Origin of the sequence: Halomonas sp. A3H3 (assembly GCF_000982975.1) — a bacterium.
GTDB lineage: Bacteria > Pseudomonadota > Gammaproteobacteria > Pseudomonadales > Halomonadaceae > Vreelandella > Vreelandella titanicae.
On sequence record NZ_HG423343.1, the window covers coordinates 2,361,721 to 2,375,189 of the forward strand.

Consider the following 13,469-nt stretch of genomic DNA (forward strand, 5'->3'; position numbering starts at 1 on the left):
GGTACTCGATATGGTAAGAGGGCTTACACGTTCTTCATGAACCATCGTCTACCTAACGGTACGTACGGTGGTGTGCGAGGACGGGGGAGGTAACTCCCCTGCTACTCGATTCTGTGCAGGGCACTGCTACTCCTGCTATGGTCGAATACCCCCTTATGTATTGAGCAATCGCTACTATGAATCAACGCCCCAATCCCCGAGTGCTGCTGCGTTTGTTGGGTTTACTGCGCCCCTACCGCATGCGGTTGGCTCTGGCTGGCCTAGCGCTACTCATGGCATCGGGAAGCGTGCTACTGCTGGGGAATGGGCTGCGCTTAATCATCGACCGCGGTTTTCTGGACGCGGATGCGCAGGCGCTAGCGCAAACACTGGCCTTTATGCTGGTGGTAGTGGCTGTGCTGGCGTTTGCCTCCGCACTGCGCTACTACCAAGTGACCTGGATTGGCGAGCGCTTGGCTGCCGACCTTCGCCAGCGAGTGTTTGATCATTTACTCACTTTAGAACCCAGCTTTTTCGAGAGCGCAAGCGACGGCCGCGCCGCGGGGGAAATTGCCTCACGGCTGACGGCGGACACCAGCGTACTGCAGAGCCTGTTTGGCTCCTCGGTATCGCTGGCGCTGCGTAATCTGGTCATGCTGGTGGGCGCCGTGGTGCTAATGCTGGTCACTCAACCGTGGCTCTCGGCAATGGTGCTGATTGGCATCCCAGCCACTCTGCTGCCCATCGTGTGGTACGGCCGCCGGGTGCGGCGGCTTTCGCGCACCAGTCAGGATCGCGTGGCCGAACTAGGTCGCTATGCTGAGGAGGCGCTGAGCGGTATTAAAACGCTCCAGGCATTTACCCACGAGGCGGTGGATAAAAGCCACTATGGCCAGCGGGTTGAACAGGCCTTTGGCAGCGCCGTAGAGCGCACCCAGCAGCGCGCCTGGTTAACCGGTGTCGCTATGCTAGTGGTGTTTACCGCGGTTGGCTTAATGCTCTGGCAGGGCGGTCAGGCGGTGCTAAACGGAACCATGAGTGCGGGCGAGCTATCGGCGTTTATCTTTTACGCCGTGCTGGCAGCAGGGGCCATTGCCACCCTGGCCGAGGTAGCCGGGGATGTGCAGCGGGCCGCAGGCGCGGCGGAGCGTTTATTGGAGCTAATCGATACCCAACCCGCTATTCAGTCGCCGGTGAATCCCCAGGCCCTACCCAACCCTTTGCGTGGTGAGATTACTCTGGAGAACGTCACCTTTACCTACCCTGGTCGGGAAACCCCAGCGCTGAACGGGTTTGACCTGCATATCAAGCCGGGAGAACGAGTAGCGGTGGTGGGGCCTTCCGGGGCAGGTAAAAGCACGCTGCTGGCGCTGCTGCTACGCTTTTATGACCCCAGTCAGGGGCGCATTACCTTGGATGATAGGGATGTCCGTACGCTAGATCTTGCCGCCTTACGCAATGCCATGGGGTTGGTAGCCCAGGAGCCAGTGCTGTTTAGCGGCTCGGTGGCCGAGAATCTGCGTTACGGAGACGCCGAAGCGGATATCGAGAGATTGCGCACTGCCGCTCAGGACGCCAGTGCCCTCGACTTTATCGACGCGCTGCCCCAAGGCTTTGATACGCCCCTGGGGCCCGGTGGGGTGCAGCTCTCCGGTGGACAGCGTCAGCGGCTCGCTATTGCTCGGGCGCTGCTCAAAAATCCTGCGGTACTGCTGTTGGATGAAGCCACCAGCGCCTTGGATGCGGAGAGCGAGCGGCTGGTACAGCAAGCACTGGATCGGTTAATGGTGGGGCGCACCAGTATCGTGATCGCCCACCGGCTGGCGACGGTTATTGCTGCCGACCGCTTGCTGGTGCTTGATGGCGGCAAGCTAGTGGCGGCGGGCACCCACGCGGAATTGCTCACCACCAGCGCGCTCTATCGTCATTTAGCCGCGTTGCAGTTTGGCGGTGAAACGTTATAAAACGATTCTTTTAATGATGGGAATACCGATGTCGAGCTTCTTTCAGCGCCTTAATGCCGTAAATGCCCCTTCGATTGGTCTGGGCTGTATGAACCTCTCCCACGGTTACGGCAGCATTGTGCCGGAAAGCGCAGCCCTACGGGCGTTGGATGAGGCCTTTGATATGGGCTATCGCCACTTCGATACCGCCACGCTGTATGGCGCCACGGCCAATGAGAAAGTGGTCGGGCGCGCCCTGGATGGCAAGCGGCACCAACTCTTTCTGGCCAGCAAATGCGGCATGGCGATGGACCCTGAGTCAGGCAAGCGGGTCATTGATGGCCGCCCGGAAACCCTGCGAAAACAGTGCGAAGCGAGCCTTGCGCGCCTGCGTACCGACCATTTAGATCTCTACTACCTGCACCGCTTGGATCGCCAAGTCCCCATTGAAGAGAGCGTGGGTGCGCTGGGGCGCCTGGTGGAAGAAGGCAAGATTGGTGGCGTGGGGTTATCTGAAGTCTCTGCGCTAACGTTGCGGGGCGCGGTCACCGAATATCCCATTGCCGCGGTGCAGTCGGAATACTCGCTGTGGACGCGCAACCCGGAAATCGCCCTGATCGATGCGTGCCGCGAGGTGGGAGCAGCCCTGGTGGCGTTTAGCCCTCTGGGACGAGGCTTCCTAACCGGTGCCATTCAAGATCCCTCGCGTCTCGAAGAGGGCGATATGCGCCGTAATATGCCGCGCTTCAGCGCCGAAAACTACCCGCACAATTTGCAGCTGTTTGAACATTTCGCGGCGCTGGCGCAGGCCTTAAGCGTCACGCCGGGGCAGCTGGCACTGGCGTGGCTGAAAGCCAAAGGCGGCGATATTATCCCCATTCCCGGCACTCGCTCCGCTGACCACATGCGCGAAAATTTAGCCGCGGAAACGCTGCACCTGGATGTCACCAGCTTGTCTCAGTTGAATGCCATGATGATGCCAGACCAAGTGGCAGGCGCCCGCTACAACGAGGCCCAGCAGGCAGATATCGACACCGAAGAATTTTAACCACTGTAGCGCCAGCAGACTGCCGATGTATAAAAGCTATTAGATCGGTCACAAAAAGCAAATTGTGCCTATGAGGGATCTGCTTTAAAACAGTACCAAGTGAGTGAAGCGCCCTTCCCCTGCACAGCAGGCAGAGCGATAGCACTATCGTAAGCGTTAGGGGGCTCACCGTCAGTCGACTTGGTAGCCGCTCTTTTCAACATACCCAAGACGAACGCAACCAAGACAAAAGCCGTTAAGACACACTGAAGTTAGAGGGAGAGAGCTATGAGTGGTAAATGTCCTGTAATGCATGGTGGTAATACCTCCACAGGCACGTCTAACAAAGACTGGTGGCCGGAAGGGATTAACCTGGATATCTTGCACCAGCATGACCGCAAAACGAACCCGATGGATGCTGATTTTGACTATCGGGAAGAGGTCAGAAAGCTCGATTTTGACGCGCTCAAGCAAGATGTTCACACGCTGATGACAGATAGCCAATCCTGGTGGCCTGCCGATTGGGGCCACTACGGTGGTCTAATGATCCGCATGGCGTGGCACTCTGCGGGTACTTATCGTCTGGCCGACGGCCGCGGTGGCGGCGGTACCGGTAGTCAGCGTTTTGCACCACTCAACTCCTGGCCGGATAACGTTAGTCTTGATAAAGCGCGCCGTCTGCTGTGGCCGATCAAGAAAAAGTATGGCAACAAGATCAGTTGGGCCGACCTGATGATTCTAGCCGGTACTGTTGCCTACGAATCAATGGGACTGCCTGCTTACGGCTTCTCGTTTGGTCGTGAAGACATCTGGCACCCGGAGAAAGACATCTACTGGGGCGATGAGAAAGAGTGGCTGGCACCTTCCGATGAGCGCTACGCGGACGTTGAAAAGCCGGAAACCATGGAAAATCCGCTAGCTGCGGTTCAGATGGGTCTTATTTACGTTAACCCTGAAGGTGTTAATGGTGTGCCCGACCCGCTGAAGACCGGCCAGCAGATACGCGAAACCTTCGCTCGTATGGCGATGAACGACGAAGAGACCGCAGCCCTGACTGCCGGTGGCCACACCGTGGGTAAGTGCCACGGTAACGGCGACGCGGCAGCACTGAGTGCTGAGCCCGAAGCGTCGGACGTTGAAAATCAGGGGTTGGGCTGGGGCAACCCCACCATGGGTGGCAAAGCGAGTAATGCTGTAACGTCTGGCATTGAAGGCGCCTGGACCACTCACCCCACCAAGTTCGACATGGGCTATTTCGACCTGTTGTTTGGACACGAGTGGGAGCTACGCAAGAGCCCAGCAGGCGCTCACCAGTGGGAACCGGTGAACATTAAGGAAGAGGACAAGCCGGTTGATGCCAGCGACCCCTCTATCCGTCACAATCCGATCATGACCGATGCGGATATGGCCATGAAAATGGATCCGACCTACCGCGCCATTTGTGAAAAATTCATGGCGGATCCGGAGTACTTCAAGCAAACGTTCGCTAAAGCATGGTTCAAACTGACCCACCGTGACCTAGGCCCGAAATCGCGCTACATCGGCCCGGAAGTGCCCGCTGAAGACTTGATCTGGCAGGATCCTATTCCGGCTGGTAGCACTGACTACAGCGAAGAAGTGGTTAAGCAGAAAATCGCCGAGGCCGGCCTGAGCATCAGTGACATGGTCAGCACCGCCTGGGACAGTGCCCGCACTTACCGCGGCTCTGACATGCGCGGCGGTGCCAACGGTGCCCGCATTCGTTTGGCGCCTCAGAAGGATTGGGAGGGCAATGAGCCTGCGCGTCTCGCCAGCGTATTAGCAGTTTACGAGAAGATTTCTGCCGACACCGGCGCAAGCCTTGCCGACGTGATCGTTCTGGCCGGTAGTTTCGCCATTGAGAAAGCCGCCAAAGCCGCAGGCTACGACGTTCGCGTACCTTTCCTGAAAGGGCGTGGCGATGCTTCTGCTGAAATGACCGATGGCGAATCGTTCGAGCCGCTAGAGCCGCTGGCTGACGGTTTCCGTAACTGGCAGAAGAAAGACTATGTAGTGAAGCCGGAAGAGCTGTTGCTGGATCGCGCTCAACTGATGGGGCTGACAGGGCCGGAAATGGTCGTGCTACTGGGCGGTATGCGTGTACTCGGCACCAACTATGGTGGCACCAAGCATGGCGTGTTCACCGACCGTGAAGGCCAACTGACCAACGACTTCTTCGTCAACCTGACCGACATGGGCAACACTTGGAAGCCGGTGGGCAAAAATGCCTATGAGATCCGCGATCGTCAAACCGACGCTGTTAAGTGGACCGCTTCCCGTGTTGACCTGGTGTTCGGATCTAACTCGCTGCTGCGCTCTTACGCGGAAGTCTACGCCCAGGATGATAACGACGAGAAGTTTGTCAAAGACTTCGTCGCCGCCTGGACGAAAGTGATGAACGCGGATCGCTTTGACGTCGCCTAAGCACTAAGCGCTGTAGTACCCATGTATAGCCCGCGTCCTAGGATGCGGGTTTTTTTACGATGGCGTAGTACTAAATGAGGTCGTTATCCTGCTGATATTTTTGAAAATATAAAAATATATTGGAGGTATTTTTGTAAGCTATTTCGGAAAATTTTGTAAGAGATTTCTTACAAAGATAGTGCTGACAATAAGTCTTTATTTTTTAAGTGGCTGATTTTTATATTTTGTTTTTGCTTTGGTAGGCTCTAAAACACCGAGCAGTGCTCAGATCATCTCCGCTTCGTAACTGCCAGCTGTTGCGCCCTCACGGTATCTCGCTACGCTAGCACCTCTCATTCGTAATCGACGATCCAAGGAGGGAGGCGATGGCAAACGGCAACGGTCTGTCCTTTACGCTCACACTACCCGGCGTAGACGATGTCGCCGTCGTGGACTTTACCCACCGCGAGGCCCTTTCCGCCCCCTTTGAGCTAACGCTCAATTTTGCCAGTCGCAATGGCCAACTCAATGCCGCCGAGCTGCTGGATCGCAACGCCACGCTTACCGTGTGGCATAGCGGAGAAGCGCTGCGTCACATCCATGGCATAGTTAGCGAATTTTCCCAGGGCGATCGCGGCCACCGCCGCACCTTCTACTCCCTGGTACTGCGCCCTGCGCTGTGGCGGCTTTCGCTACGGCACAACTCGCGTATTTTCCAAAAAGTCACGCCCATCACGATTATCACCACCCTCTGCCAGGAACGCGGCATTAGCGACATAACGTTTGATGTTACGCGCGAGCCCGTCGAACGTGAATATTGTGTTCAGTATCGCGAGACCGACCTCGCCTTTATCGAACGCCTCGCGGCTGAAGAGGGGCTGTTCTACTACCATACCTTTGAAGCAGGATCCCACCGGCTGGTCTTTAGCAATGATCCTAAAATGCTCAGCAGCTTGGGCGAGCGCACCTACCACAGCCGCGCGGGGGGAACACCGCCCACCCGCCATGTGCGCAAACTGCGCCAGACCGCGCGAGTGGCCAGTTCTTCGGCCACGCTAAAGGACTACACCTTCAAGAACCCGGCGTATGCACAGCTGCATGAGCACCAGGGCCGCGACGTTGAGCAACACGGCCAGCGCACCGACTATGAACACTACGACTACCCGGGGCGCTATAAGCAGGATGCCTCTGGCAAACCGTTTACCCGCACGCGCTTAGAATACCTGCGCCGAGAGGCGATAACGGCGCACGCCGAGAGTGACCTACCCGAGCTTGCCCCAGGCGCGCGCTTTACCCTCACCGACCACGACGCCGACGCCCTCAATCGCGACTGGCAACTGATCGAGGTCACTCACTTCGGCGAACAGCCCCAGGCGCTGGAAGAAGACAGCATTTCCAGCAGCGATAAGGGCGGGATGACCCGCTACCACAACACACTGGTGCTGGGGCCAGGTAGTACCGCTTGGCGGGCAACGCCGAATCCCAAGCCGCGGGTGGATGGCCCCCAGGTGGCGTTTGTGGTCGGGCCACCAGGGGAGGAGATCCACTGTGATGAATTCGGCCGGGTCAAAGTACAGTTCCCCTGGGATCGCTACGCGGAGCCAAATGAAAAAGCCAGTTGTTGGGTGCGGGTATCCCAAGGCTGGGCAGGGGCCGGCTACGGCAGCATCGCCATTCCGAGGATCGGGCATGAGGTCACGATTTCGTTCCTTGAAGGCGACCCTGATCAACCGCTGATTACCGGGCGTACCTACCATGCCGTGAATACGCCACCGTATCTCCTCCCGGAGCACAAAACCCGCACCACGATTAAAACCCAGACCCACCAAGGCGAAGGCTTCAACGAGCTGTGCTTTGAAGACAAGGCCGGGGAAGAGTTTATCTATATGCATGCCCAGAAAAACCTGGAGCTGCATGTCCTAAACTCCCGCCAGAAGCGGGTCGAATTCGACGACACCGCCACCATTGGCAATAACTCCCACCTGGCCGTCGCCAAGGATCGCGTCGAAACCATCGACGGCAATCGCGATATCACCGTGCACACTAACCACACCGAGCAGGTGGACGGTGATCGCGGGCTAACGGTAGGCGGCAGTTACCAGACCCACGCCAATGGCGATATTACTTTCAAAGCCGATGGCGAGCTGATACTTGATGCCAGCAAGATCACCCTGGTTGCCGGTGGTGCCGCGCTGGTGGTCGGCGGTGGCAGTGTGGATGTCACCCCGGTACTCAATGTTGGCTCTGCATCGCCCAGCGCGGCGGCACTGCCCAGCATACCCGCCGTGCTGGAAGCCGCTGCAGGGGAAGGCAGCCCGTTTGTCTCCCACTGCCCGCTCGGAGAGGAATAACCCATGGCCATGGCCGACTACTGGCTGGCCCGCTGCCATGTGATGGCCTATTCCCCCAGTGCCCGCCGCTGGGAAGAGGAGGCCGACGAAGCCGTCACGGTGGCCGCGGTACTGGCCGAAGACGAAGCCCAGGTAAGAGCGCTGTTACAGCAGCAGTGCCACGCTGATGGGCTAGGACTGATCCGCCTTGATGCTATTGAAACCCTGCTTCAGCGCTGCCGCCGAGAAGGTATCGCCCACGGGCTGGTGGAACTGGCCCACACCACCTCGTCGCAACACCCGGTGGCTTATGGCGAGATGCTGCCCCTGTTACCGGAGAAAGTGCCTGAGCCCCCACCGGCCGTGATTCTCCCACCGGTGAATTACCAAGAGACCACCTGGCAAGCGCTGTTTGCCCCCCATCAGCCACCGTTATGGGCCGTGATTGACGGTGTTAACTGCCGCGAAGCAATGCAGCGCCTTAGCCAAGCCGATGACCAGCATACCTGTCTCTACGCCTCCACGGACACCGCCACCCAGGCCAACGCCCCGTGGCTTGTGCGTATTGACGCCGATAGCGAGATTCGCACCTGGCTGGAAGGCCTTCCCCAGGATCAACACTGGGGGATATTGCTGCAATCCAACGCCACCCTCAAGCAACTACGCAGTCACCTGCGCAAGTTCACCATGCTCTGGACGCCTGCCAACGACCAAGCCCCGGTCTACTTCCGTTTCTACGACCCCCGGGTGGCGCTGGATATGAGCCAAGCCCTGGAACCCTGGAAGCTGGCCGCTTTTATGGCGCCACTCGAAACGGTGATAGTGCCTGCCTCGCCCTTAATGGTATTCCCCACTGAACTGGCACTAACCCCTGAGATTGAGCTCGACACCGATGCGAGTGAGGTGAAAGGGCGCCTAGTGCGCATCGAACTCAGTGACGATGCCCGCGTCGCCAACGGCCAGGGGCGGCAGTTTGCGATAGGGGGGACGGAGTATCAGCGCTTTGGGGAGCTTGCGCAGTCAAGGGCGAGCCAAGCCCTCGCTAGGTCACTCAAAGAACGTTACCCCCAGGTATCAGAAGGCGAGCGGATGCGTGCTGTTATCGACGCCACACAGCTAGGGCAGCGGTATGGGCTTGCCTCTAAAAAACAGATCCAAACGCTGGTCATCTGTGTGCTGGAGGTGGGCGCTGATTTTGCCCACCGCCACCCTGATGCTCAGCGGATCCTCGACAACGCTAAACTCGCTGGCTGGCGGAAGTGCCAGTTACTGGAAGAGTGGCTACCCCGAGGGCGTATACGGCATGCGCTATTGGCTCCCTATCAACAAGCCGGTCAGCATGAAGACAACTATCGGCCCATCGCTGACGAGGAACGTCCATGAGCTATCAACCCAGTATTGAAGACATTGCGTATTTAGCGCAGAACCAACCGGAGCACTTCTCCAGTCCTGCGACAACGCTAAGGTCGATCCAGAATGCTATGCAGGCAGACGAGGTTCAGCGTGAAACACTGGAGGCGATAACTGCCCAAAACCACTACAACGACTTCTTGGCAAATGATGGGCAAGCACTCACTGAAAGCCCGATTCCCTCTATGCCTCTACCCGTACTTGAAGGGAGACCCCAAGCCCAAGATCCCGAGTTCGGTGCCGTTTGTACTGTGTGTGCATCACAAACCCCCTGCATTGAGAAAGTGGAGGTGGTATGTCACACCCACGCCAAGAGTAATCAGCGTGTGACTCTGCAAGGTGAAAACGAGTTAGTTGATACCGAGTGCAAAATTTATTTTGTCGCTGATAAGTTCGTCACGGGGGAAGGAACCCTTGAAGACTTTTTTGAGGGCACACAGCTTAAAGATGAAGGAAATGTAGCGATTACGATAGCCGGTGACTGCTCGCACGGGCAGCACACGCTATATTGGACCGACGAACTTAACGGCACTGAGCTTCCCCCAGGAGCGACCACGACCCTCGATTTTACGGTGATGACACGGCCAGTGCCGCCCATTCCTATTCCTAATCCAGTAATGGGGATGTCTCATGAAGCCAAGATGGCTTTCAAAGTGGCCGTGATGCTATTGCAAGTGCTTATGCGGCGCTCCCATATGGTTAATGAACAATCTTTCCGCATTACTTATGACGGTACCAACGATTTTTGCTTCACCACTGTCACGTTACCGCAGTTCAAGATAGATGGCAGCGTGACCGTCGTACCGCCCAACCTCGAAAGGCACCATGTTGAAAAAAGTGATGGGCGCTCACTGGCCCAGGAAATGGGCATGGGGTCGCGGGTAAGACAGGAAACACAGCGCCAAGGGTGGGGAGTCGAGGCCGCGCTGAACATCGTCTGCGGTGCAGCAACACCGACCATTACGGTGGGGAACGAAGCGAGCACGACCACCACCTACGATACAGGGCCCTCGCTACGCAGAGCCAACAATCAACAGCAACAAAAAAGCGCGGTCGAGCGGTTTATCGACACCTTGACCGATGCGTCTCAGCGTATTGCCAAAAATCTTAGCGCTACGGAAAGTGATGACGACCAGCTGCTGAGCTTCTTTACCCATGGGCCGGCGATAACGGTGGGTGCCACTACTGAACAGGTGGAGGAAGAGGGTGGCCCTGGGTTAACCCATAAAATAACCCCCGGTATTTCTCTCATTTATGAGTTCGGGATCAGGCTCGATATTTATTTAGCCTTGAAAATGGCTGCTAGAAAAACTCCCCATGGGCGAGCGCTAGTCCTCTTTCTGGAAAATCTCGAAGAGGGCATTGACACCTATATGGTGCAGGCTGGGCTTAAAGCCAAGCTGTATATGGAGGTTGCCCTGGGGGTGGGGCCTTCGCCCACGGAAGATGGGCTGGGCAATCATACGCTTCGTGTTACCTATGACTTTCAAGAGCAGGCGTTTGACTCCCCTGAAGGGGAAATCAGTATCACCTTACGCGCGGTGGTAGGCGGAGGAATCATCGGTTACTTCGACTCCGTGGTGACGGAAGAAACCGTCTTTAACTACGAGGTAACGTTAGCCACTAGCGGCAGTATTTCGCTCACCATTGAGGATGGCCAGTGGGGCTATCGGCTTTCGCATACCGGCGCGGTGCTGCGCGTGCAGGGCTATAAAAAGGCGGATGTGGAATCAGGAGGAAATGAGCCAGTTGCTGGTGGTCGACCAACTCCAAACCATCACACCCAGCATAGCAGTGCTCAGGTGATCGAAACCGCCGATGGTCAAGGCTGGGTAGCAGATGGCGAAGCCCATGCCTACCGATTGGCGGATAGCTGGCAGGGTGCCTTTCATCCATTCACATAACGGAGGCTTACTTAGATGAAGTCACTGATTGCACTTATTTTATCGCTATCACTCAGCATGGGAGCACAGGCAATGGCGCAAGAAATCGAGTATCAGTATGGCGTTCGCTGGAGCGTGAATGGCTTGGCATCATCAGTTGACATACAGGACATTATGCTCGATTTTCAAGGAGTGCCGAGTGAGCAAAACAGAATGTTGCCCATTACTCAGTATGTTCGTAATGGACGCAATGCTCTGCAGTTTTACGCTTGGCCCGTTCCTTCTGCTGAACCATTTGAAGAGCAGCATGAACTCCGCCTCTCCATCGAGTATTGGGAGCCTGGCGAGAATCCTAATATCGATGCTAAAACTGCATTTGAAGTAGTGATGATGCCTAGTGTAGAAGACGCCAAGCCTGAAGTTGTGTCAATCAACTCGGCTGCCCCCGTTCAGCCGCGAGAAAGTGGTATTAGCTGGGATCAAGACTATTTCAAATTAACTGTGCCTTTCAATAACCGCCAACCGATGCCTACCTGGTGCTGGGAAGAGGGTGATGTGCTGCGCGATAACGAGGCCACTCGCAATAGCTTGGCTCGCGAGTACCGTCGCCTCCATGCACTGTTTGCGGCGGGGGATAACGAAGCCTTATTGAACGCTGCCGCCACGAGAACAAAAGAGCTGGCGTTAGCATCGGGAACACCGGAAGAGTATGTGCGCCATCGGTTCAGCTACGACATGTTCTTTGATAACCCGGATGTCTATCAGTTGAACGACTTCCCCGAAGAGCCTATGACGTTAAACTTGGCAGCAGATAATCGCGTAGCTTGGCTAACAACAGAAGGGGTGCAAGTTCCTATAAGGTTTAATCATATTCAAGAGAATGATGTTTCAAGCAGAGTAAGACCTTATTTCATCCGCCGCGACGGTCAGTGGGAAATCTGCCGATGAAGCCTGTTGCCCGCAAAGGCGATCTCCACCGTTGCCCCATTCCCGGCCACGGCACCACGGAAATTGTCACCGGTTCGCCCTCTAACGTAGAGGGCCAGCCCGTGGCGCGGGTGGGCGACAAGACCGGCTGCGGCGCCACCATTATCGAAGGCTCCAGCCACTCCAACCACGATGGTAGGCCCACGGCATACTTGGGCTGTAAAACTGATCATGGTGGCGAGATTATTACCGCTTCGAGCAGTGCCAAGGTGGAGCCTTAGTGCATCGCGTTAGTTTATCGAGTTGCTGAAGGTATAAAACAGCATGAAAAAATGGGTAACTTCTTACTTCTGGATTGTGGCGCTGACGCTAATCAGTGCGCCCTTAATGGCACAGGAAACAGAATATCACTTTGGCGTACGCTGGTCTGTGAATGGAGTTCCTAGCTCGTTACGCATTCACAACATCATGTTGAATTTTTCAGGGACACCGAGCCATTTAGATACACGATTGCCAATTTCTCAGTATATTAAAAATGGTAAGAATAAAATTAATTTAAATTCGTGGCCGCTTGAATATGAACCCGATAGTGAGTTGAAGGTTTCATTGCTTTACTGGCAGCCCGGTAAAAATCCTAATACCGAAGCCAGCACTGCCTTTGAAGTAGTTATGATGCCTGGAGAAGATAATGCTGATCCTGAAGTTGTCTTTATAGACCCTGGAGCGCCTTTGCAACCGCTGCAGAATGATATTCGCTTTAACCGCTATGAAGAATACGACACGCTAGAAGTCAATTTTAACAACCGTCAGTCAATGCCCACTTGGTGCTGGGAGGAAGGCGACGTATTAAGCGACAGTAACGCTACCCGTGATAGCCTGGCCCGGGAATATCGTCGGCTATATGCTCTATTTGAAGCACAAGATAACGATGCGCTAATGGATGCCTCGAAAACCATGATTGAAGAGCTTGCTTTAGCTTCAGGAGAATCCGAAGCCTACGTGCGCCAGCGAGCAAGCTTTACGATGTTCTTCGATAATCCAGGGCTCTTTCAGTTAAGAGACTTTCCAGAAGAGCCGATGACACTAAATCTTGCGGCGGATAATCGGGTAGCTTGGTTAACCACAAAAGGGGTTAATGTTCCTATTCGATTTATGCATGTCCAAGAAGACGATGTTTCAAGCAAAGTAAGACTTTACTTCATCCGCCGCGATGGTCAGTGGGAAATCTGCCGATGAAACCCGTTGCCCGCAAAGGCGACCTTCACCGCTGCCCCATTCCCGGCCACGGTACCACGGAAATTGTCACCGGTTCACCTTCTAAAGTAGAGGGCCAGCCCGTGGCGCGGGTGGGTGATAAAACCGGCTGCGGCGCCACGATTATCGAAGGCTCAAGCCACTCTAACCATGATGGTAGGCCTACAGCGTACCTGGGCTGCAAAACCGATCACGGTGGTGAGATTATTACTGCTTTGAGCAGCGCCAAAGTGGAGCCGTAGCGTTTGGCCTTGGGGAATGTAGCGCTAGAAGGCACCTAAACGGGTGCCTTCTA

General features: G+C 55.9%; 10 protein-coding genes. All 10 read left to right on the top strand.

Translation table 11 applies throughout. From position 1 onward, the window contains the following. The first annotated feature begins 176 nt into the window (after positions 1 to 176). The 10 genes from HALA3H3_RS10515 to HALA3H3_RS10560 all read left to right on the top strand — a co-directional run bounded on the left by HALA3H3_RS10515 (position 177) and on the right by HALA3H3_RS10560 (position 13,416). Entirely contained in the window at positions 177 to 1,943 is a 1,767-nt protein-coding gene (locus tag HALA3H3_RS10515) for an ABC transporter transmembrane domain-containing protein (protein ID WP_022521520.1), read from the top strand. A gap of 28 nt (positions 1,944 to 1,971) precedes the next feature. Further along, entirely contained in the window at positions 1,972 to 2,970 is a 999-nt protein-coding gene (locus tag HALA3H3_RS10520) for an aldo/keto reductase (RefSeq protein ID WP_022521521.1), read from the top strand. A gap of 267 nt (positions 2,971 to 3,237) precedes the next feature. Further along, positions 3,238 to 5,391: a catalase/peroxidase HPI gene (katG, locus tag HALA3H3_RS10525; protein ID WP_022521522.1), complete on the top strand. Its 2,154-nt coding sequence runs from the start codon at positions 3,238 to 3,240 to the stop codon at positions 5,389 to 5,391. A gap of 365 nt (positions 5,392 to 5,756) precedes the next feature. Continuing rightward, positions 5,757 to 7,721, top strand: coding sequence for a type VI secretion system Vgr family protein (locus HALA3H3_RS10530; RefSeq protein ID WP_022521523.1), 1,965 nt, complete (start codon positions 5,757 to 5,759; stop codon positions 7,719 to 7,721). Positions 7,722 to 7,724: 3 nt separating this feature from the next. Continuing rightward, entirely contained in the window at positions 7,725 to 9,083 is a 1,359-nt protein-coding gene (locus HALA3H3_RS10535; RefSeq protein WP_022521524.1) for a DUF4123 domain-containing protein, read from the top strand. Further along, positions 9,080 to 11,014, top strand: coding sequence for a hypothetical protein (locus HALA3H3_RS10540; protein ID WP_022521525.1), 1,935 nt, complete (start codon positions 9,080 to 9,082; stop codon positions 11,012 to 11,014). Before HALA3H3_RS10535 ends, HALA3H3_RS10540 begins: the two co-directional genes overlap by 4 nt. Positions 11,015 to 11,029: 15 nt before the next feature. Beyond that, positions 11,030 to 11,941, top strand: a complete 912-nt coding sequence (locus HALA3H3_RS10545) for a hypothetical protein (protein ID WP_022521526.1) — start codon at positions 11,030 to 11,032, stop codon at positions 11,939 to 11,941. Further along, positions 11,938 to 12,201 carry a PAAR domain-containing protein gene (locus HALA3H3_RS10550; protein WP_022521527.1) on the top strand — a complete coding sequence of 88 codons (264 nt, stop codon included), beginning with the start codon at positions 11,938 to 11,940 and terminating at the stop codon, positions 12,199 to 12,201. The genes HALA3H3_RS10545 and HALA3H3_RS10550 overlap by 4 nt, the downstream gene beginning before the upstream one ends. Before the next feature lie 43 nt (positions 12,202 to 12,244). Further along, entirely contained in the window at positions 12,245 to 13,156 is a 912-nt protein-coding gene (locus tag HALA3H3_RS10555; protein ID WP_022521528.1) for a hypothetical protein, read from the top strand. Next, entirely contained in the window at positions 13,153 to 13,416 is a 264-nt protein-coding gene (locus tag HALA3H3_RS10560; protein ID WP_022521529.1) for a PAAR domain-containing protein, read from the top strand. Before HALA3H3_RS10555 ends, HALA3H3_RS10560 begins: the two co-directional genes overlap by 4 nt. Positions 13,417 to 13,469: the final 53 nt, after the last annotated feature.